The organism is Exiguobacterium sp. s163 (assembly GCF_018617135.1).
GTDB classification, from domain to species: Bacteria; Bacillota; Bacilli; order Exiguobacteriales; family Exiguobacteriaceae; genus Exiguobacterium; species Exiguobacterium profundum.
In genome coordinates, this window is sequence record NZ_JACSJN010000001.1 from 381,945 (window position 1) to 403,184 (window position 21,240).

At 47.2% G+C, this 21,240-nt stretch carries 26 protein-coding genes; 10 read left to right on the forward strand and 16 right to left on the reverse strand.

Translation table 11 applies throughout. The features are described from left to right. Positions 1–14: 14 nt before the first annotated feature. On the reverse strand, positions 15–1,721 hold the full coding sequence (gene acsA, locus KNO71_RS01980; protein WP_074036486.1) for an acetate--CoA ligase: 1,707 nt from the start codon (positions 1,719–1,721) through the stop codon (positions 15–17). 155 nt (positions 1,722–1,876) lie between these two features. Here acsA and KNO71_RS01985 point away from each other — a divergent pair, with 155 nt between their 5' ends. The 3 genes from KNO71_RS01985 to KNO71_RS01995 are packed head-to-tail and all read left to right on the forward strand — an operon-like array spanning position 1,877 to position 4,316. Beyond that, entirely contained in the window at positions 1,877–2,506 is a 630-nt protein-coding gene (locus tag KNO71_RS01985) for a GNAT family N-acetyltransferase (RefSeq protein WP_078147204.1), read from the forward strand. A gap of 11 nt (positions 2,507–2,517) precedes the next feature. After that, positions 2,518–3,150, forward strand: coding sequence for an acetoin utilization AcuB family protein (locus KNO71_RS01990; protein ID WP_012726747.1), 633 nt, complete (start codon positions 2,518–2,520; stop codon positions 3,148–3,150). Beyond that, positions 3,147–4,316 carry an acetoin utilization protein AcuC gene (locus KNO71_RS01995; protein ID WP_214687028.1) on the forward strand — a complete coding sequence of 390 codons (1,170 nt, stop codon included), beginning with the start codon at positions 3,147–3,149 and terminating at the stop codon, positions 4,314–4,316. Before KNO71_RS01990 ends, KNO71_RS01995 begins: the two co-directional genes overlap by 4 nt. 49 nt (positions 4,317–4,365) lie before the next feature. Here KNO71_RS01995 and ccpA read toward each other — a convergent pair whose 3' ends face one another. The 4 genes from ccpA to KNO71_RS02015 all read right to left on the reverse strand — a co-directional run bounded on the left by ccpA (position 4,366) and on the right by KNO71_RS02015 (position 7,820). Beyond that, on the reverse strand, positions 4,366–5,379 hold the full coding sequence (gene ccpA, locus KNO71_RS02000; protein ID WP_074033452.1) for a catabolite control protein A: 1,014 nt from the start codon (positions 5,377–5,379) through the stop codon (positions 4,366–4,368). 127 nt (positions 5,380–5,506) lie between these two features. Further along, positions 5,507–6,598 (reverse strand): bifunctional 3-deoxy-7-phosphoheptulonate synthase/chorismate mutase, encoded by a 1,092-nt coding sequence (locus tag KNO71_RS02005; RefSeq protein ID WP_078147206.1) that lies wholly within the window; start codon positions 6,596–6,598, stop codon positions 5,507–5,509. Between the two features lie 132 nt (positions 6,599–6,730). Then, a complete protein-coding gene (locus KNO71_RS02010) occupies positions 6,731–7,282 on the reverse strand; it encodes a YtxH domain-containing protein (protein ID WP_214683954.1) in 552 nt (183 codons plus the stop codon). Between the two features lie 25 nt (positions 7,283–7,307). Further along, positions 7,308–7,820 carry a DUF948 domain-containing protein gene (locus tag KNO71_RS02015; RefSeq protein WP_012726752.1) on the reverse strand — a complete coding sequence of 171 codons (513 nt, stop codon included), beginning with the start codon at positions 7,818–7,820 and terminating at the stop codon, positions 7,308–7,310. Positions 7,821–7,989: 169 nt separating this feature from the next. Between KNO71_RS02015 and KNO71_RS02020 the strand changes: the two genes are divergently transcribed. Continuing rightward, a complete protein-coding gene (locus KNO71_RS02020; RefSeq protein WP_012726753.1) occupies positions 7,990–9,102 on the forward strand; it encodes an aminopeptidase in 1,113 nt (370 codons plus the stop codon). A gap of 42 nt (positions 9,103–9,144) precedes the next feature. On the opposite strand, the gene KNO71_RS02025 is transcribed toward KNO71_RS02020, so the two are convergent. The 6 genes from KNO71_RS02025 to KNO71_RS02050 form a co-directional block, all read right to left on the reverse strand. After that, positions 9,145–9,597 carry a Dps family protein gene (locus tag KNO71_RS02025; RefSeq protein ID WP_012726754.1) on the reverse strand — a complete coding sequence of 151 codons (453 nt, stop codon included), beginning with the start codon at positions 9,595–9,597 and terminating at the stop codon, positions 9,145–9,147. Between the two features lie 96 nt (positions 9,598–9,693). Continuing rightward, positions 9,694–11,001: a UDP-N-acetylmuramate--L-alanine ligase gene (murC, locus tag KNO71_RS02030; RefSeq protein ID WP_012726755.1), complete on the reverse strand. Its 1,308-nt coding sequence runs from the start codon at positions 10,999–11,001 to the stop codon at positions 9,694–9,696. Between the two features lie 85 nt (positions 11,002–11,086). Further along, positions 11,087–11,794, reverse strand: coding sequence for a hypothetical protein (locus KNO71_RS02035; protein WP_214687030.1), 708 nt, complete (start codon positions 11,792–11,794; stop codon positions 11,087–11,089). A 54-nt stretch (positions 11,795–11,848) separates the two neighbouring features. Next, positions 11,849–12,463: a YtpR family tRNA-binding protein gene (gene ytpR / locus KNO71_RS02040; RefSeq protein WP_078147943.1), complete on the reverse strand. Its 615-nt coding sequence runs from the start codon at positions 12,461–12,463 to the stop codon at positions 11,849–11,851. A 54-nt stretch (positions 12,464–12,517) separates the two neighbouring features. After that, complete coding sequence (locus KNO71_RS02045) at positions 12,518–13,312, reverse strand: DUF1444 domain-containing protein (protein WP_078147209.1); 795 nt, start codon at positions 13,310–13,312, stop codon at positions 12,518–12,520. Between the two features lie 6 nt (positions 13,313–13,318). After that, positions 13,319–13,630 (reverse strand): thioredoxin family protein, encoded by a 312-nt coding sequence (locus KNO71_RS02050; protein ID WP_214687032.1) that lies wholly within the window; start codon positions 13,628–13,630, stop codon positions 13,319–13,321. A gap of 115 nt (positions 13,631–13,745) precedes the next feature. Here KNO71_RS02050 and KNO71_RS02055 point away from each other — a divergent pair, with 115 nt between their 5' ends. Beyond that, complete coding sequence (locus tag KNO71_RS02055; protein ID WP_012726760.1) at positions 13,746–14,078, forward strand: hypothetical protein; 333 nt, start codon at positions 13,746–13,748, stop codon at positions 14,076–14,078. 34 nt (positions 14,079–14,112) lie between these two features. On the opposite strand, the gene KNO71_RS02060 is transcribed toward KNO71_RS02055, so the two are convergent. Then, positions 14,113–15,129, reverse strand: a complete 1,017-nt coding sequence (locus KNO71_RS02060) for a PTS sugar transporter subunit IIC (protein WP_078147210.1) — start codon at positions 15,127–15,129, stop codon at positions 14,113–14,115. A gap of 149 nt (positions 15,130–15,278) precedes the next feature. Beyond that, a complete protein-coding gene (locus KNO71_RS02065; RefSeq protein WP_031423097.1) occupies positions 15,279–16,352 on the reverse strand; it encodes a M42 family metallopeptidase in 1,074 nt (357 codons plus the stop codon). A gap of 138 nt (positions 16,353–16,490) precedes the next feature. Between KNO71_RS02065 and KNO71_RS02070 the strand changes: the two genes are divergently transcribed. From KNO71_RS02070 to dhaM, 4 genes are all read left to right on the forward strand, one after another. Continuing rightward, positions 16,491–16,793 (forward strand): PepSY domain-containing protein, encoded by a 303-nt coding sequence (locus KNO71_RS02070; protein ID WP_012726763.1) that lies wholly within the window; start codon positions 16,491–16,493, stop codon positions 16,791–16,793. A gap of 102 nt (positions 16,794–16,895) precedes the next feature. Then, positions 16,896–17,873 (forward strand): dihydroxyacetone kinase subunit DhaK, encoded by a 978-nt coding sequence (dhaK, locus tag KNO71_RS02075; RefSeq protein ID WP_078147211.1) that lies wholly within the window; start codon positions 16,896–16,898, stop codon positions 17,871–17,873. A gap of 22 nt (positions 17,874–17,895) precedes the next feature. After that, complete coding sequence (gene dhaL / locus KNO71_RS02080) at positions 17,896–18,483, forward strand: dihydroxyacetone kinase subunit DhaL (RefSeq protein ID WP_371328164.1); 588 nt, start codon at positions 17,896–17,898, stop codon at positions 18,481–18,483. Between the two features lie 10 nt (positions 18,484–18,493). Further along, the gene (gene dhaM / locus KNO71_RS02085; RefSeq protein WP_251030879.1) at positions 18,494–18,844 is read left to right on the forward strand and encodes a dihydroxyacetone kinase phosphoryl donor subunit DhaM; all 351 of its coding nucleotides are present in this window, start codon (positions 18,494–18,496) and stop codon (positions 18,842–18,844) included. 38 nt (positions 18,845–18,882) lie between these two features. Here dhaM and KNO71_RS02090 read toward each other — a convergent pair whose 3' ends face one another. Further along, a complete protein-coding gene (locus KNO71_RS02090; RefSeq protein ID WP_240499834.1) occupies positions 18,883–19,392 on the reverse strand; it encodes a hypothetical protein in 510 nt (169 codons plus the stop codon). Between the two features lie 105 nt (positions 19,393–19,497). After that, positions 19,498–20,145, reverse strand: a complete 648-nt coding sequence (gene trmB, locus KNO71_RS02095) for a tRNA (guanosine(46)-N7)-methyltransferase TrmB (protein ID WP_078147215.1) — start codon at positions 20,143–20,145, stop codon at positions 19,498–19,500. A gap of 138 nt (positions 20,146–20,283) precedes the next feature. Between trmB and KNO71_RS17900 the strand changes: the two genes are divergently transcribed. Beyond that, positions 20,284–20,394 (forward strand): hypothetical protein, encoded by a 111-nt coding sequence (locus KNO71_RS17900; protein WP_012726769.1) that lies wholly within the window; start codon positions 20,284–20,286, stop codon positions 20,392–20,394. Between the two features lie 35 nt (positions 20,395–20,429). Here the strand turns inward: KNO71_RS17900 and KNO71_RS02100 are convergent, their stop codons facing one another. Then, a complete protein-coding gene (locus KNO71_RS02100) occupies positions 20,430–21,224 on the reverse strand; it encodes a phosphotransferase family protein (RefSeq protein ID WP_078147944.1) in 795 nt (264 codons plus the stop codon). Positions 21,225–21,240 lie beyond the last annotated feature (16 nt).

Below are 21,240 nucleotides of genomic sequence, written 5' to 3' on the forward strand. Positions count from 1 at the left end.
ACCCTTTGTTTATCTTAATCTTCCATCGTCGAGAGGTCACCTGTTTCAAGATTCAATTCCCAAGCCTTCAAGACACGACGCATGATCTTCCCGCTTCGTGTTTTCGGCAACTTGTCCTTGAATTCGATCTCACGTGGTGCTGCATGCGCAGCCAATCCTTCTTTGACGAATTGCTGGATTTCTTGTTTTAACTCATCAGACGGTTCATAACCTTTACGTAGCGCAATGAACGCTTTGATGATTTCACCTCGGACCGGGTCCGGTTTTCCGATGACACCCGCTTCAGCCACAGCCGGATGTTCCACGAGTCGACTTTCCACTTCAAACGGTCCGACCCGTTCTCCTGCTGTCATGATGACGTCGTCGACCCGACCTTGGAACCAGAAATAGCCGTCTTCGTCCATATAAGCAGAATCACCTGACACATACCAATCTCCCCAGAAGTAACTCTCATACTTCGCATCGTTCTTCCAAATCTTCCGCATCATCGACGGCCAAGGCGTCTTGAGTGCCAAGTTCCCCATTCGGTGTGGTGGAAGTGGTTGACCCCGGTCATCCAAAATAGCCGCTTCGCAACCTGGGATCGGTTTCCCCATTGAGCCCGGTTTGATGTCCATCGTCGGATAGTTACAAATCATCATCGCACCGGTCTCTGTCATCCACCACGTATCATGGATTCGAAGATCAAATGCTTCGTGTCCCCAACGAATGACTTCTGGATTTAGCGGCTCACCGACGGATAAAATATGACGAAGTGAAGACAAATCATACTTCTCAAACGCTTCGTCGCCAGCGCCCATGAGCATGCGGAACGCCGTCGGGGCACTATACCAAACTGTCACGCCAAACCGTTCAATGACCGAATACCAAAATTCAGGATTGAAGCGTCCACCAACGATGACGTTTGTCGCACCATTTAAGAAAGGCGCAAAAATACCGTAGCTCGTCCCCGTCACCCATCCAGGGTCAGCCGTGCACCAGTAAATATCATCCGGTTGAAGATCGAGTACCCATTTGCCGGTCATCATATGTTGAATCATCGCATTATGGACGTGGAGAACCCCTTTTGGTTTTCCTGTTGAGCCCGATGTATAGTGTAAAATCAGACCGTCTTCACGGTCGACCCACGTCAATTCGAGATCTGTCGTCGCATCGTTCGCCAGTTTACGATAATCGAGCACCTTTTCCGACTCTTCGACATCGTCCCCAACGAGTAGAATTGTCTCTAAATGAGGCAACTGATCGACCGGAATGCGCGGCAACAGTTCTTTCGTCGTCACAATCACTTTCGCTTCCGAGTCGAGCAAACGGTCGTGAACCGCCTGTTCCATGAACGCCTCAAAGAGAGGACCGACGATGGCCCCTCGTTTGATTGCACCGAGCAAAATAAAATAAAGTTCTGGCTGACGTGGCATAAAGATAAAGACGCGGTCGCCTTTCTCCACACCAATCGACTTCAGAACATTACCAGAACGATTACTTTCTTTCTTCATATCCGCATACGTGTACCGCTCTTCTCGATCCCCATCGAAATAAAGCAGTGCCACTTTTGTCGCCAATTCACTTTCCGCATGGCGATCGATGGCTTCATATGCCAAATTGACTTTCCCCGTCAAATTCCATGAAAACAATGCTTCTGCTTGTGTCCATTCAAACGACTGACAAGCCTCTTCATACGACGCTAATTGATGTTCCCCTGTTAACGCTTTCAATTTTTCCATCGCTAAAGATTCGCCTCCCCTGTAAAGATTGGTATAACCACTTTCAGTATAGTGTTAAAATTATGACAAATCAATGAATTTCCAATTTCATCAAAACAGGATGATTCCAGCTTGATGAAAGCGCTATAATAAGAGATGGAAAAGGTGGTGACCCTATGGAAAAACAATATCATTCAAAAGTGTGGCAGACCTCACAAGGTGACGTCACGATTGATGGTCCGGTGGCGCCTGACGTGTTACGGACGTATCGTCTTGATGAAGGATTGACAGCTTTTCGTGAACCGGAAGATCAGCACGAAGCACTCGTCGATATTGCTGGGTTAAAAGAAGGAAGAATCATCGTCGCCAGGCAAGACGATCTCGTGATTGGATACGTGACTTTCCTCTATCCTGACCCGTATGAGCGTTGGAGTGAAGGAAACGACCCATACATCCTTGAACTCGGGGCAATCGAGGTGAGTCCTCGCTTCCGTGGTCAACGAATCGGGAAACAATTACTCGAAGTATCGATGATGGACCCACATATGGATGACTTTTTGATTTTGACGACCGAATATTATTGGCACTGGGATTTGAAAGGTAGTGGACTCTCGATTTGGGATTATCGAAAAGTCATGGAGAAGATGATGAATCACGGTGGACTTGTTTTCTTCCCGACAGACGATCCTGAGATTGCCTCCCATCCTGCCAACTGTTTGATGGCTCGTATCGGAAAAAATGTACGACAAGAATCAATCGACCATTTTGATTCACTTCGTCTTCGCCGACGATTTATGTACGACTAAGGAGGGATTTCATGTTAATCGAACAGATGATGAATCGACATGTCGTGACGATTCAACCGACCAATACGATTGCCCATGCCGCAAAATTAATGCGTGAACATCGTGTCCGACATTTGATTGTGACAAATCCCGCTCGACAAGTCGTCGGGATTGTCGGCCAATTCGAGATGAGTGGTGCGACGAGCGTCTTTCATCCCGAAAGTGAAAACGCAGACTTTCAAAACCCTGTATCGAGCATCATGCGATCCGAGGTACCGACAGCGCATCCATTCGATTTCTTTGAAGATGCAGCTGCCTTGTTTTACGAAAACCGGCTAACCTGTCTCCCCATCGTCGAACAAGGGAAACTCGTCGGTGTATTGACAGAGACCGATTTATTACGTTACTTCGTCCAATTGACCGGCGCACTCGAACCAAGTTCGCAAATCGAGATCCTCGTCGAAAATACGACCGGTACACTTGAAAAAGTGACCCGACTCCTCGCCAAAACAAACGTCAATATCATCAACGTCTTCGTTCATCCGACGAGCGATCCGTATAAACGTATCATCTCTTTCCGCGTCCAGACGATGAACCCGCTCCGAATCATCGAACGGTTGAAACGTGAAGGCTATGATGTCCTCGGTCCGGAGATGTCGCGATGAGACCGATTTACATATTTGGCGAAGACGAGACGTCTTATCGCTTTCATGAGGATCATCCGTTCAATCCGTTACGACTGGAATTAACGACATCGCTATTGATTGCAGCCGGAAAACTGTCCAAATCGGAATGTGTATCTCCGCCACTCGCTTCGGTTGAAGCGTTAGCGCTCGTTCATGACTTTGACTACATCGAAGCCGTACAAGCTGCGGCGGCAGGAGAACTTTCCACACTGAAAGCGAATAAGTTTGGTCTCGGTACGGAAGACACTCCCATCTTTCCGACGATACACGAGGGAGCCGCACGGCTTGTCGGTGGGACGATTCATGCGCTCGATCTAGTTGCGAGCGGCAAAGCAGAGCGCGCCTTCCATGTTGGGGGCGGTCTACATCATGGAATGCGGCGCAAAGCATCAGGATTTTGCGTCTATAACGATGCGGCCGTCGCCATCGCACATGTGAGAAAACAATACGGGTCGCGCGTTCTCTATGTAGATACGGATGCGCATCATGGGGACGGGGTCCAATGGCTCTTCTATGACGATGATGATGTGATGACTTTATCCATACACGAGACAGGTCGCTATCTCTTCCCGGGTACCGGAATGGTGACAGAACGAGGTAATGGGAAAGGATACGGCTACAGTTGGAACGTACCGGTCGATGCGTTCACCCAAGATGACTCTTTTTTGACGTGCTATGAGACCGTCTTACGTGAAGCGTGCGAATGGTTCAAACCTGATATCATCCTGACTCAGAATGGTGCGGATGCCCATGTCTTTGATCCACTCACCCATCTCGCATCAACGATACGGACGTTCGAACAAATCCCGCAGATTGCCTCACGCCTGGCCGATGAATATACAGACGGCCGTCTCGTCGCACTTGGTGGCGGCGGCTATGACTGGTATCGAGCCGTTCCTCGCGCCTGGGCACAAGTGTGGGCCGGTCTGACGAGAGAGACACCCTATGCCGGAGATATCCCGACCGAGTGGATTGAGCAATGGTCCGATGTCGCTGGTCAACCGTTACCCACTCGGTGGGACGACTCTCTTTACGCGTTTGATCATATCCCGCGGCGTCAACAAATTGAAGAAAAGAATTGGGAAGTCACGAAGCGTGCCTTTTGGCCGTTCATCTCGAATGATCGAAAATCGATTTATTTATAAATAAAGCTGCCCGTTCATCTCAAAAATGGATGAACGGGCAGCTTTTCTTTTAGTCCTGACGAAGCGAGTCACGGCGTTCGATTCGGTGAGGAAGCACGACGTTTTTCTCTTCGATTTCTTCCGCGTTCAAAATCTTAGTCAAGAGACGCATCGCGACGGCTCCGATATCGTACATCGGTTGAACGACCGTCGTCAACTTCGGACGAATCATCGTCGCGAGGCGCGTGTTATCGTGACCGACGACTTCGAAATCGTTTGGAACAGAGTAACCTGCATCTTGAATCGCATGGATGACCCCAAGTGCCATTTCATCCGTCCCTGCGAAGATGGCTTTCGGGCAATCATCTCGCTGCAACATTTTTTGCATCGCCTCGAGACCAGACGCATACGTATAATTTCCAAGAATCATATCGTTATCATGGAATGGAAGACCTGCATCTTCAAGCGCGCGACGGTATCCAGCGAATTTCTTCTCGCCATTGATTTGTTGTTCGAGCGGTCCAGTGATAAATCCAACACGATCATGTCCGTGGTTGATCAACATCTGAGTCGCGTCATATGCGGCTTGTTCATAATCGATGTTGACGGCAGGGAGATCATATCCTTGGTTCAACGTCGCTGCGAGAACGATTGGAACCGGTGATTTTTTGAACTCTTCGACGAGGTCTTCATGCAAACGTCCACCCATGAAGATGATGCCGTCCACTTGCTTCCCTAACAACGTATTGAGTAAATGCACTTCCTTGTCACGACTCGAATCCGAGTTACCAAGGATGATGTTGTATTTGTACATCGTCGCCACGTCTTCAATGCCTCGTGCCAAATCAGCAAAGAAGATGTTCGAGATATCCGGTACGATGACACCGACCGTTGTCGTTTTTTTACTCGCAAGTCCACGCGCGACGGCGTTCGGACGATAACCAAGACGGTCAATCGCATCCTGTACTTTCTTGCGTGTTGTCGGTTTGACGTTCGGGTTTCCGTTGACGACACGAGAAACGGTTGCCATTGACACCCCGGCTTCTCGTGCGACATCGTAAATCGTTACGTTGTTACTATTCATAAACTACTCCTCCTACAAGTCCTGATTTTCAAAAAGTTTTCATAAAACATCTTAAAAAAGGAAGACAGGTATCTGTCATCCATTTACCCTGTCTTCATGCGATATAAAACGTTTCCATTTGGAAAGCTTACTTTTTCACCAAATCAAGTCGGGGAAACTGGACGGTGAGTCCTTCCACAAATTGATCGAATTGATCGAAGTCCAATTGTTGTTGCGCATCCGATAATGCAATGGCAGGATTCGGGTGCACTTCTACCATCACACCGTCAGCTCCGATGGCAAGGGCCGCTTTTGCAGCCGGTAACAACAAGTCACGACGACCCGTCGAATGCGTGACGTCTACCATGACAGGTAGATGCGTCTCTTGCTTCAAAATCGGCACAGCCGTGATGTCCAACGTATTACGTGTTGCTCGTTCATACGTTCGAATTCCCCGCTCGCATAAGATGACTTGGCTGTTCCCGCTCGCCATAATGTACTCTGCCGCATAAATGAACTCTTCGATTGTAGCGGATAATCCGCGCTTCAACAAGACCGGTTTGTCTGTCTTCCCGACTTCTTTTAACAAATCGAAGTTCTGCATGTTGCGAGCCCCGACCTGAATGATATCGACATATGGTAACGCCGATTCCACTGCGCCGGGAGTCATGATTTCCGTGATGACTCGTAGGTCGTGTCGGTCAGCTGCTGTCTTCAACAGCTTCAATCCTTCAAAGCCTAAGCCTTGGAAATCGTAAGGAGACGTACGCGGTTTATAAGCACCACCTCGCATCACTTTAACTCCCGATAATGCAAGTTTTTCTGCGACCGCATTCACTTGTTCAAACGATTCAACGGCACACGGTCCCGCAATCAATTGTGGACGCCCGTTTCCGATCGTCACGTCCTTCACGTGGACCAACGTGTCTTCCGGTTGACGCTTCCGCGAAACGAGAAGCGTTTTATCACGGTCTTCCCCTTGTAATTCAGCAGACGCTTTAAAGACTTCTTTAAAGATATGTTGAAGACGTGACGTTTCAAACGGTCCTTGATTTGAAGCGGCGATAAAATCGAGCATCTCGCGCTCGCGGACGGGATCATAACGTTCGACGCCTTGAAGACGTTTGATTTTTCCAATTTCGACGGCAAGTGTACCACGCCGACTTAGCAAGTCGAGCATTTCATGGTTCAATTCATCCATTTCTCGACGTAATCGATTCAATTGATCTTGTGGACTCATAGTTTCCCTCACATTCTTAAGCCGTTCTTTCCAGATTCCTAATTATATCGAACTTTGTGCGCTTTGTCATAAGGAAACCTTCTACGTCACAAAATCACCAAAAAAGGACCGAATGCATTCGGCCCTTACATGTCATTCATTTTTTTTAAGGTCTTTCTTCAAATCATTGAGTTCTTCTTTCGATTCCTCATCAAGCAACTCATTGACAGGTGCTTCGAGCGAATCGTTTGATTCAGAATCCGATGCGTTCGATGGATTTGCCTCTTCTTCAGCCGCACGGTCCATCTGTTCTTTCACTTCCGATTCCGCTTCCGCGACGAGCTGATCCGCTTTCTCCATCGCCTCTTCAATCGAGAGTTCGTCCTCATCGATCTGTTGCTTTAATTCTGCTGCCTCACGCGCCTTATCTTTTACGATATTGAGGACAGGTGCCGCCTTATCGCTCGCCACTTTAATCCATTCCCCAACGACCGGTTCTGCTTTCTCACGCATTTCTTTCGATTTGACAGTCAGACGTTCTCGCGATGTTGACGTCTTCTCGTCAAGGTACGTTCGAACTTCACGTCCGTTTTTCGGTGATGTTAAGAGGGCAACCGCTGCTCCGACAATCCCTCCGAGGATGACACCCGTCAAAAATCCGCTACTTGATTGATTCTGTTCTGTTGATTGCTTTTGGTCTGTCATGTGTGAGTTCCTCCCCGAAATTTAGTTATTTGATTGTATCGTCCGTTTGAATCAAATCAGGTGATACAGGTGTTTCTGCTTTCTTTTCACGTCGTGTACGGCGACGTGGACGTTCTTTTGAAGCAGATGCTTCCGGCTTGTTCTTCTTGAACAATTCGACCGCAACCGATCCCCATCGGACGGCTTGCGCAATCTGTTCTTTGTTTTCGTCTGCTGCCGAGTGGACAGATGTCGAGACGGTACGAACAGACTCGGTCACCTCGTTCAATGATGTCCCTAACTCATCAAGCGCATGAGCGACGGGTGCGAGCAATTCTGTTTTTTCTTCGACGTTGTCCACGAGACGGTTCGTCTTATGTAAGAGCGCCGTCACTTCCATTGTGATTCCATCGAGCTGGCGTTCTAAATTTTCGGTCGTGTTGGCGACGCTTCCGAGTGTACGGTTTACATTCGACAATACACGCGCCAAGAAGATGACGAGTACGACAAACGCGAGCGCCGCAATCAGGCCAGCGATGCCTCCTAATGTGATCTCCATTCAATCCATTCCTCCTATTCAATCGTTTCTTGTTTCATTATAGCACCATTATGACTGAAAAGATTTGCTACAACCGTTTTCGCCATTGGGTCTGATTATTCCTTTACCCGTTTTTATGTTTTCGATTACACTAAAATAGAAATTCATAAAAATAATTAGGGGTGATCGTGTGAGAGATCCAAGAATTACACAGTTAGCAGACGGTTTAATCAATTATTCCGTCAAGCTACAACCGGGGGAAAAGGTACTGATTGAGAACTTTGGCGTCGAGGAGTCGCTCGTTGAGGCACTCGTCGAAAAAGCATATGAGGCAGGCGGACACCCATTCGTCTTGTTGAAAGAGAGCCGTATCTTACGTAAGTTATATACGGGCGCAAGCCGAGAGCAACTCGAACTCATGGCCGACATCGAGCGTAAACAGATGCAGGCAATGGATGCCTATATCGGCTTACGTGCTGGTGATAACATCAACGAACTCTCTGACGTGCCGAGTGAGCAACAAAAACTCGTCGGTGCCACTCTTGGGAAAATGCATACCGAAGACCGGGTCAAAGGAACTAAATGGGTCGTCCTTCGTTATCCATCTCCATCGATGGCGCAACTTGCTGGAAAATCGACAGAAGCGTTCGAAGACTTCTACTTCAATGTATGTACGCTCGATTACGGAAAGATGGACCGCGCAATGGACGGATTGGTCGAATTGATGAACAAGACGGACCGTGTCACGTTGAAAGGACCAGGAACGGACCTCTCGTTCTCCATAAAAGATATTCCGGCAATCAAGTGCTCGGGTCAAATGAACATTCCAGATGGTGAAGTGTTCACAGCACCGGTAAAAGACTCGGTCAATGGCGTGATCACGTACAATACGCCATCTCCATACCAAGGATTCACATTCGAGAATGTGAAGTTGACGTTCAAAGACGGGAAGATTGTAGATGCGACGGCTAATGATACAGAACGAATCAATGAAGTGTTCAACACAGATGAAGGAGCCCGTTACGTCGGTGAGTTCGCAATCGGTGTGAACCCATACATTCAACATCCGATGAAAGATATCCTCTTCGATGAGAAAATTGACGGCAGCTTCCACTTCACGCCAGGTCAAGCGTATGATGAAGCCTATAACGGCAACAACTCATCTGTCCATTGGGATCTTGTCAACATCCAGCGCCCGGATTACGGTGGCGGCGAAATTTGGTTCGACGATGTACTCATCCGAAAAGACGGACGTTTCGTCATCGATGCCTTGCTTCCGCTTAATCCAGAAAACTTGAAATAACATAAAAATGGTGCGCCTGACAAAGGCGCACCATTTTTATGTTTATAATTTTGTTTTCTTCCCGAGGGCTGCAGACATCATCCAAATTTCTTTTTCGAGTCGTTCGATATGAGAGACGAATGTATCTTCAATCGCCTCATCGCCATCCTCAAATTTCTCCATCGCATCTTGCATCTCTTGACGGATTTGTTTGAAGTCACTGATGATGTCTTTAATCATCTGATCTGTCTCGGCATGACGATCGCCTTCTTTTAACGTCGAATGTTCAAGATACTCTTTCATCGTCGCAAACGGTTCGCCGTCATTCATTAGTAGGCGTTCTGCCACGTCATCATAAAGTTCTGCCACTAGATTATAGAGCTCTTCTAGTTTTTCATGGTACGTGAAGAAGTGCGGTCCACTGATATACCAGTGATAATTATGAAGTTTCACAAACAGTAATCCATAGTTCGCTACTTCTTTGTTCAATGTGTTGAGCGCAACTTGACTAGCCATTCCTAACATCTCCTTTGTCATATTCATCGATACTACTATTACCGAGATTTTGGATGGCTAAACATTAAAAAGAGAGACTTTCGTCTCCCTTCACACTTATGCTTCAAGTTTTACAACTTCTTCATATTCGCGCTGATACGTTTGAATATCACCGGCACCCATGAATAAGAGCACGGCATCGGCATGGTTGCGTAACACGCCTGTACCACCACGTTTTAAAATATGCGCGCCTTCGATTCGTGATTGGAGGTCTTCGATCGTGACCGTTCCTTCCTGCTCACGTGCTGAACCGAAAATATCACATAAATAGACAGTGTCTGCTTCGGCCAATGCCGTCGCAAAATCATCCATGAATGATTTCAAGCGTGTATACGTGTGTGGTTGGAAAATCGCAACGACTTCTCGATTGCCATACTTTTTCCGAGCCGCTTCGACCGTTGCACTGATTTCCCGCGGATGATGCGCGTAGTCATCGACAAGCACTTGGTCGTTTAACGTCGATTCACTGAATCGGCGTTTTACACCATTGAACGTCTCAAGACGTTCTTTCACCAATTCTTTCGGCAAGTTCTCGTAGTCGCATGTCGCAATGACAGCGAGCGCGTTCAACACGCTGTGGTCTCCATATCCAGGAATTCGGAACGTTCCGTAGAAGTCATCACGCAAAAAGACATCAAATGTCGTTCCATTTTCTGTCGATGTGACCTGTTCAGCACGGAAATCATTGTGCGCCCCGAAACCATAATAGACGAGCGGCACGTTGGCTTGAATCTGTTGAAGATTTTCGTCATCGCCACAAGCAATGATTCCTTTCTTCACTTGTTTCGCCATTTCTTGGAAAGCGTCAATGACGTCATCAAGTCCAGAGAAATAGTCCGAATGGTCAAAGTCGATATTCGTCATAATCGCGTAGTCTGGACGGTAGTATAAGAAATGACGCTTGTACTCACAAGCTTCGAAGACGAAGTTTTTCGAATCCGCCACTCCTTCTCCCGTGCCATCGCCGATTAAGAACGATGTCGGTTCGATTCCACGCATGACGTGTGCAAGCAATCCCGTCGTTGACGTCTTCCCGTGTGACCCAGTGATGGCGACACTCGTGTAATGGTTCGCGAGTTCACCTAAAAACTCGTAATACTTATAAATCGTCAATCCGAGTTCACGTGCACGCACGATTTCTGGATGATCATCACTGAACGCGTTTCCTTGCACAACGATTTGGTCTTCCGAAATATTTTCAGGATCGAATGGCAAAATTTCAATCCCTTTACGGTTCAATGCTTCTTCTGTAAAAAATGCTTTTTCAACGTCCGATCCACGGACCTCATTGTTCATATCAAATAAAATTTGAGCTAAAGGACTCATGCCCGTTCCTTTAATTCCGACGAAGTGATAACGGTTCATCTGTAAATAGCCCCCCTAATTCATTGCGGCTCGTCAAAATGCGACAAACCTTTGTCATTATAGCAAAACTCACAGAGTCGTGCTATTACAGATTATTGTTTTTTTGCGCAAGTCGTCGGCTGCGGTACATCGCCATGCGATCTTTTGGCGTCATCATCACATTTACAGGCGGTTGATCCGCTTTAAATGAGACTTGAACCGCTGATGTCAAATCTGTGGCAGATGGCACTTCTTGCTGTTCAGATGGTGTTTGTAATCTTTCTGCAATCTGCTCAAGCGACGAACCGATTTGTTCCGCCGATTCGTCAATATCTAGGACAGTATGAGGAGTGGCATCTTGATGAGCCTCTACGACCGTCTCCTTTTTTGAACGGGATAAATCCGTTGATTGCATAAAAACAGATGAAAAGCCATTATCTAGAATCGAAACTTCACCAAGAATCGGTTTTTCTTCCATTTCCATTTCCTCGGAAATCAGCTCGTTGGACTCTTTGCTCCATTCAGGTTCAGAGACGGGTTCAGTAGATGACTCTTGGATTGGCTCTTCCGTCGTAGAATGAGTAGATGCCATCTTTGAATCATACGCATCTCTCGTTTCAGGAGAGTGTTCGACCGGAAGGACAATCTTTGGTTTCGGACGAGCATATCCATAAATCGGTGACGGGACGTCTGACGGAATAAATTCCTCGGTTACCTCTACCTTTGGCGGAGGGGAACCTTTTTGTCCTTCTTTCGACAGTTCTCGTTTGATTCGCTCTGCTTGTTGCTTCAGTGAACGTTCATATGCATCCATACTTGATTCCTCGCTTTTTCACTCAATCCATATTTAACAAAAAATCGGTCGAATTTAGCGACCGATTTTAAATGCTGTACCTACTTCATATTCGTCATCTAATACTAAAATCCCTTTTTCTTGCGGGGCGTTCGGAAGGTTTAATTCACGGGCAGAACAAATCATCCCGTGTGAACTTTCACCACGGAGTGCAGACGGACGGATAATCAAACCAGTCGGCATCACCGCACCCGGTTTTGCGACAACGACTTTTTGCCCTGTTGCCACATTCGGTGCGCCACATACTATTTGAACAGTCCCTTGGTCGATTTGAACTTGACAGATTGACAGTTTGTCAGCGTCCGGGTGTTTTACTGCGCTTTCAACATACCCGACGACAAACTTCGGCGTCACGTCAACCCATGAAAAGTCCTCTTCAATCCCGTTATCATTTAAGATAGATTGCAACTGTTCCACTAATTCGACTGTCAACTCAACAGGACCATTCCATCCTGTCACATCAACATGTTGACTTGCTTGAAACAGGTTGTACCCGTTCACTTTTCCGTCTGCCGACTTGACGATTGCCACGTCTCCCGTCCGCTCGACAGATTGATGATGTCGTTCTCCTTCTTTTAACAACACCATGAGTACATCACCGATTCCTTCTCGGTTATAAAACACATTCATTTGCATACGTTCCTACGTCCCTTCTTTCAAACTCATCTCACTTATTTTATCAGATTATGTGTTCGATGGCGGGGTCTTTTTTCCGACAATGAAAATCGGTTCAAGTTCCCCCGCCACATAGTGAAAGGCGAGTGCAGTGACGGGAATTCGACCATTTGTGAAGAAATCAAACATCAGTTGCTGCATCGCATCATATCCTTGGTCATTTCGAATGTCCGCAACGATCATCACATCCTGATGCGGGACACCGACGAGCATATCCCCTTCAATCCGTCGTTCCATCAGCCGAAGAAACTCGTCATTTAACACACGAGATGCCTCGTAGCCATCACGAGTTGATAAGAAGTAGAATGGGTTTCCAGCCACTTCGTCTTGTTTCATCTCGGTCGGTAGTTTTTTCACATTCTCACGGGCGATTCGCTCGATGCGGTCGAGCGTCATTTCATCCGAAAGGTGGCGTTCTTCAATCAACCGATATCCGTTTCCACGGTCCAGCGCATAAAAAATCGCGGTCTCGGCCGTGTGCGGGGTGAATGCAAGTGCTTCTCCATTTTTTGTCGTCTTCGAGAAAGAGTTCGAACGAATGACCGGATAGATGGCATCTTCATTTCCGGTGAGGGAGATTTGATCATCCGCCTTCATCGCTGATTCGATATACTCGATGACTTCATCGACGGCAACCGTACCGCGTGTCTTAGCCTTTGCCACAATCGGCGCAAGGCGGATATTGACCCCAAAACGGTCAGATTTCCGCTCGACGCGCAGTACCTCATTCTCACGGTCGTAAGAAGTACGGTATTCTTCATTAAAATGCGATTCTAGATAACGTCTTAACTCATTCCGTTCCATAAAGGCTCACCCTAATCCGTTCAAGAAAGCTTCAACCTGTTCCGGCGTCTTCCGTTCACGACCGACGTAGCGATCAACCTCATTGCCATTTTCAAACGCAACAAAGCTTGGGATGCCAAAAATATCAAGTTCTTGCGCAAGTTCCATGAACTCGTCACGATCGACGTAATAGAACGTCCATGCTTCAAATTTCTTCTCGATTTCCGGCATGAATGGGTCAAGGAATCGGCAATCTCCACACCATGTCGCCGAAAACATAAGGACACTTTTCGCATCTTTTGCTTCGATATATTCTGCCATTGTTGATAGTCGTTTCATGATTATCACTCCTGTTCGTTTTTTCCTCACTTATAATAGCATAAGTCAAGTCACACATTCTGCTCTGCTGTTTGTTATAATCAAAGCCGAAACTAGTTGAAACAGGTGAAGCTGAATGAAATTAACACGCGAAACGTTAAACCCTGAAATGAAGCACCCTCTTGAACAGATGGTCGGTGTATTTGGAATGCTTGCCATTTTGCGATACGGCTACTTGTTTATTGACACTGATAAAACGAGACTAGAGATCTTGATTTGGCTCGTTGTCGGTTTCGCCGTCATTTATGTGCTCGAAAAATATCTCAAGAAATTGGCACGTCACTTGCCCATCGTTCGAAAGCGTTTCTTGATCCCCATTTACGTGATTGTGCTCATGTTATTCTTAATCAGTTTCCGAGTCCCTCGTGAGACGGTTGAGTCCGTGAAAATGTGGTTCGGAATTGGATGAAAAAGAGCAACGTTCCTCGAAACGTTGCTCTTCATTAATAATCAATTTTTAAATCATTCGGTTGAATCCGACCGGTTCTTCGCAAGACTACGTATACCGCGTAACTCAATAAGGCTGGTCCAATTATGAGGAAACCAAAGACGACGAGAAAGGTATACCAGCTAAAGCCCATCGTTTCAAGCATGACAATCGGGCCGACGAGCCCACTTGTTCCCATGCCTGCCCCCGCAGCGACACTTTCCAGTTCAAACAACAGAATCGCGATTGGAGCCAATACAGCCCCGGCCATTGTTGGCGGAAGAAGAATCCAAGGGTTTTTCACAATGTTCCCGACTTGAAGCATCGAGGTGCCGATTCCTTGAGCAATCGCCCCACCGACCCCATTATCACGATAACTCGTGATGGCAAACCCAATCATCTGAGCCGCGCAACCGACAGTCGCTGCTCCAGCGGCAATTCCGTTCAAACCGAGCATCAATGCGATGGCAGCACTTGAAATCGGTGCCGTTAACGCAAGTCCCATCAATGTCGCGACGACCACTCCCATGAACAACGGCTGTTGCTCCGTGCCCCATTCAATCCAACCACCGAGTTGCGTCATAAATAAGCCGACATACTTGCCGATATACGTCGCAGTGAGGTAGCCTACGGCAATCGTTGTGAACGGCGTCACTAAAATATCTAGTTTCGTCGATTTAGAGACAAGTTTTGAGACTTCGACCGCAAGAATCGTCGCAACGTAACTTCCTGCCGGTCCGAACTCATATCCAAACGCCCCGATAACGAGCGCGGAAAACAAAATGAGCGGCGGCGCCTCTAACGCATAGGCGATGGCAATCCCGATTGCCGGTCCGGTCAAACTCATGGCGACATCCCCGATTTGAATCAACGTGGCACTCATCCCTGTGAATGTCGTTCCTTCGAGCTGACCTCCGATCGTTTTTATGATCAGACCGATGATTAACGTACTAAACAAACCAAGTGCCATATAACTTAGCGCCGTCACAAAATAAAGCGACGGGCTCAATGAGATTCCTTTTTTCTTGAACATAACATATCCTCCTTACACTTATACAGGTGTCTTGTCATGAGTAACATACATGTATAAACACCTTTATCAGTATAAGACGTTTTCATGAAATAGCAAGAACATCCATAAAAAACCGTCCACTCATCTTTCGAGTGAACGGAATGTTTGATTTACAGAGACGGACGTAGCGTTTCAAGTGTCGAACGATCAAGCCGCTTGACCAACGCTTTGAGCAACGCTTTCGCTGCATCGTAGTCATCCGTATGAAGAATCGAGGCGTGTGTATGGATATAACGAGATGCGACGCCAATGACGGCTGTCGGTACCCCTTCTCCGCTCATGTGAACGCGCCCCGCATCGGTACCGCCTGGTGAGACGAAATATTGTGTCTTGATGTTTTCGTCTGAAGCCGTATCGAGTAAGAAATCACGCATTTCAGGAGACATGACCATGACGCGATCTAAAATTCGGATCAATGCTCCCTCACCGAGCTGACCGAACTCCGTTTTACTTCCTGAAGCATCATTGGCCGGTGAAGCATCGAGTACGAGTGCCACATCTGGCTGAATCAATTCAGATGCTGTCTGCGCTCCACGTAATCCGACTTCTTCTTGTACGGTAGCACCCGAGAACAAGATGTTTGGATGATCCGCTTTTGTCGTTTCCTCCAACAATTCGATTGCAAGACCGACGCCATAACGATTGTCCCAAGCTTTGGCCATAATCTTTTTCGGGTGATGAAGTGGGGTAAATGCGCTCGATGGAACAGCAGGGACCCCCGGACGTACACCCCATGACTCTGCTTCTTCTTTCGAATCTGCTCCGATATCGATAAACATCTGCTTGATGTCCATCGGTTTACTCATTGCATCTGGACCTAACAAATGAGGCGGTGTCGAAGCGACGACACCGGGAATTTTACCGTTCGACGTGATGATGTCGAAACGTTGCGCCATGAGCACTTGGCTCCACCAGCCACCGAGTGGTTGTATGTAAAGCATGCCGTTCTCGGTAATCCGTGTCACCATAAAAGCGACCTCATCCATATGTCCGGCTACCATGACTTTCGGTCCCGACTCGTCTCCGACACGTTTTCCAAAAATTGATCCGATGCCATCCGTGACAATTTCATCTGAATGGGGTTCAATTCGTCCACGTACAAATTGACGAACTTCAGACTCGAACCCAGGAGCTCCCGGGAGTTCTGTTAGCGTCTTAAATAAATCTCTCGTCTTCTGATCCATCTTTCATCATCCTTTCCTAACCGTTCTTGTCTCATTATATACAAAAGTTTTGACAGGATGCGAATGCTTTTCATTCCATTCGGGTACAGGTTTTGGTACGATGTACATGATAGCCATAGTTCAAGGGGAGGTAGTCATATGAAAAAAAGGTATTGGTTTATTGGAATCGGGGTTGCCGTCATTGCCGCACTTATGACGAAAAAAGCTTTAGATGAACGTAGCTTATCTGCAGAAAACGCCTTAGAGTACACGAAGCGTGCTTTCTCAGCAAAAGGTCATGTCCAAGGGGCATGGATTTCTGCATCACCGGAGATTTACACATACGACGGTCGTGAATACGACGTCTACAAAGGTGGCATCTCGGTTCTTGAGAACGATGAAGAGAAAACATATGAGTTTACAGTCGACTCTGAGACTGGCGCATTACTCGAATATGCATGACACGAAACCGACGAATGATTCGTCGGTTTTTTTGTTTAGTTCCCTCGAAAGAGTGGAAAATTGAAATTGGTAGTTTTCAATTTAATAAAGGAGTGATCTCGCGTGAAGAAGCTAATCGGTGAAGCAAGTGAACTCGTATCGCAAATGGTTGAAGGGATGGTCCATGCCCATCCTGAAATGTATGGTCGCGTCGACGGTGTGAATGTCATCTGTCGGGCTGACGGAGCGAAGTCTGGAAAAGTCGGTCTCGTATCTGGAGGCGGTAGTGGTCACGAGCCGGCCCACGCTGGATATGTCGGGGACGGTATGCTCGATGCGGCAGTATGTGGGGAAGTGTTCACCTCTCCTACTCCGGACATGGTACTTGAAGGAATCAAAGCAGCTGACGGCGGAAACGGCGTTCTTTTGATTGTGAAAAACTATTCCGGCGACGTGATGAACTTTGAGCTCGCCGCAGAACTGGCCGAAGGTGATGGCATCAAAGTCGACCACGTCGTCGTCGCCGATGATGTCGCCATTTCGAACAAAGAAGATCGACGCGGGGTTGCCGGAACGGTCTTTGTTCACAAAATTGCCGGAGCCGCTGCAGCTAGTGGCAAATCACTTGAAGAAGTCAAATCCATCGCCGAAAAAGTAGCTTCACACGTTCGCTCCATAGGGATGGCCGTGGAACCTTGTTACATGCCTGTCAGTGGTAAACCAGGTTTCGACTTGAACGAGGAAGAGATGGAAATCGGCATCGGGATTCACGGGGAACGTGGTGTCGAGCGGAAACCGACGAGTGATGTCGACCAAATCGTCGACGACCTCCTCAGTCACTTGAAAAAAGAAGTCGAGCCAGGAGAAGTTGCCGTCATGGTGAACGGAATGGGTGGAACGCCGTTGTCTGAGTTATATGTGACCTATCACTTCGTTGCCGAAAAACTGGAAGCTGCTGGGTATACCCTTAAACGGAAGTATGTCGGCAACTACATGACTTCACTCGAGATGCATGGGTTCTCCATCACGTTGCTCCCTCTCGATGATGAGATGACGACGTATCTCGACGCTCCTTCGGCAGCACTTGGATTCAAAATTTAATAAATGAGGTGTTTGGTTTATGTTGACGATTGATCGGATGAAGCAGGCGTTACGTGACGCACAAGTTGGCATCGAAGAACAAAAGGATACGTTGACCGATTTAGACCGGGCCATCGGCGACGGAGACCATGGGATCAACATGTCTCGTGGTTTTGATGCGGTCTCTACTATTCTAGATGAGGATTATGACTCTCTTGGAGCACTTAGTAAAAAGGTCGGGATGACCCTCATGTCGAAAGTCGGAGGCGCGGCCGGACCTTTATACGGTTCAGCTTTCGTGAAGATGGCAACCAAATTCGGGGATGCGACCGAAGCGGACTTTGGCTTACTCAAGGAGGCGCTCCAGGAAGGTTCGAATTCCATCAAAGCACGAGGGAAATCGGAAGTCGGCCAAAAAACGATGGTCGACGTCTGGGACCCGTTCCTCGAGCAAGTCCAACAAGGGGAAGATTATAAACAGAAGTTGGACGAGCTTGTCCAAAAAACAGAGGATATGGTGGCCACGAAAGGAAGAGCCTCTTACTTCGGAGAAAACTCTCGCGGAACCGTCGACCCGGGTGCCCTTTCTAGCTCAATCCTTTTGGCCGCGATTATGAAGGAGGTCGATTGACATCGTTGAATTGATCATCGTCTCGCACAGTGCAAAAATTGCGGAAGGAATCCAAGATTTGATGAAGGAAATGGCACCGTCCGTGCCCATTCATCTAGCCGGTGGCCTTGAAGATGGCGCTATCGGAACGGATGTGAATCGCATCTTATCGGCACTCGACCAGGTCGATGGAGAGGCACTTCTCCTCAGTGATATCGGGTCGGCGACGATGAATGCGGAACTCGCCATCGACATGTACGAAGGTGACAAACATGTCGAATTTTTTGACGGTCCCATTGTCGAGAGTGCCTTCATCGCCTCCGTTTCTTCAGGAAATGGGATGTCACTAACTGATATCGTCGAACAGTTAAAACAACAGTAAAAAGTACCCCGTTCTCTTGAACGGGGTACTTTCATGTCTTATCTTGGGTTGTCATTCTTTTCATATACGGCATTCATATATGAACTTGTTGAATAGAAACGTGGTACAACCAAGAACAAAATGAGTGCCGGAATCGCAATCATTAGAAGCAAGACCAATACCGGTAACCAATAGACGATCTGTTGACCGAGCATGTCGATGTTCGCATCTGCAAACTCTGAGGCCCCTTCTACTTCTACGAGGTCCGCTGATGTAAGAATCTTGTTGTCTGTCGCATCAAAGTAATGATACTCGGTTTTACGTGTGATGAAGATCCCATCACGAATCGTATCGAGCTCTACGACAGCAGCGATGACTTCGTTGCCGTTTGAATGGCGAAGCGTCTCTTCTTTGATGATTTCAGCCGTTCCTTCTTTATAGTCGTAATGCGTTGCTTTCAAATCCTCTTCGAGAGCGTCTAAGAACGCTTCGTTCGCTGAGGTATTCATTGGTGCGATTGTTAGAATGAAGATTACTGCAAGCAGGCTTGCCCATGCTTTTTTCAACATCCCCATGTTCCCCCTTCTCTTATTCCAGTTTAGCGTCATTCCTATTGTACCAAGAAGAAAGAAAAAAGTGTGAAGAAAATACTATTAAAATAAGAAAAAAGCGTGTCAATTTTTCGGACGGAAGACGGCTTCCATTCGGTAAATCGGCTGACCGAGCGCACTGAAGCGCTCTTCATACTCTGTTCGAATATTATCTTCTGGTTCATTGACATGTAAATCTAGTGAAATTTCTGTGAAGAACATCCCGTATTGACTCATGCTCTGAAGCGAATATTCAAACAATCCACGGTTGTCCGTCTTGAAATGAATCTCTCCAGCTTTCGGAAGAATCGCCTCATATGTCGCTAAAAACGTCTTATATGTCAAGCGACGTTTCGCATGTCGTGTCTTTGGCCACGGATCGGAGAAGTTTAAGTAGACGCGATCGACTTCTCCCGCTTCGAAATAGTCGACGAGTCGTTTCGCATCGACCGTCAACACTCTCACGTTCGGCATCGGGGTTTCGACTAATTTTTGTACGATAGAGACGGCTACACTCTCAAACAACTCGATCGCAATAAAGTTCACATCCGGGTGTTGTTGCGCCATCCCTAAAATAAATTGTCCTTTTCCTGAGCCGACCTCGATAAAGAGCGGGTGGTCATTCCCGAATTCAGTGCTCCAGTTACCTTTCAACTGTTCAGGATGTTGAATAAATACATGTTCTTGAGCTTCCATATATTCTTTTGCCCAAGGCTTATGTCGTAAACGCATGAAAATCCTACCTTTCGTTCATCAAATGTTCAAGTTTAATGGGAATATGCACGTTACGGACGAGCAGTCCTCTTGCGATTATACACGAAATCATAGTTTAATGAACGTGAATCATCCTTCACAAGGAGGTTAAATACGATGAGTACTTTAGATCAGTTTCTTATTTTTTATGCAGCTCCACTGACGTTTTTCGCTGGTGTCATCGCCACGTTCGTTTGGGCTTACTTTATGAATCCAGATGACATTTAACACATTCAAAAAGGGGTGGCGAACAGCCATCCCTTTTAATTGATTCGTTCGTACGCCTCATCCATCAGCTCGCGTAGTACATGAAATCCTTCAGTTCGCGCCGAGTCATTCTCTTCCCCATAGATTGTCAAAATCGTTTGGGCGATCGCATACCAATGCATTCGATTATGGAGCTCACTCGAAACACGTACCCCGTAATGCGAGAACCAGCGCTCCCACTCCACTTCATCCATATAGCTATAGACAACCATCGCCAAATCGAACGCGCGGTCTGCAATGATTGCGTCATCCCAATCCGTCAAGTAGAGTAGGCCGCTCTCATCCTCAATCCAATTATTATGGTTTAGGTCAGAATGACAGACGACAAATTCTTGCTCGTCGACTTTTGGCAAATGGTGCTTTAGCCATTGTACGGCTTCTCCGATGATTCGGTCTGTTTCATCTTGTTCATATGCTTCACACTGACGGAGCAACAAGTGCGGCGTCACCGGTGTGTGGTTCAGCTGTTGCAACATGAATAATAGCTCTTTCGAATTATGAATCTTGCCGAGTTGCGCCGCGACATCAGGTCGCTTCATATCTTCTGGTGAAAGTTCGCGGCCTTCGATAAATTGTTGGGCGCTTAACACGTCCCCGTTAAACATTCGCTTTGTCCAAAGAAGCTTTGGTACGATTCCTTCCGCTGACAAGATTGCCAGAAACGGAGAAGAATTTCGTTTGACAAAAATCTTCTGTTGGCGCGTCGTCGCTACATACGCTTCGCCCGTGATACCTCCGGCTGAAGCGACTGTCCACTCTTTCCCGAGCGCACCGACTATATCTGAATACATATTCATCACGCTCAAA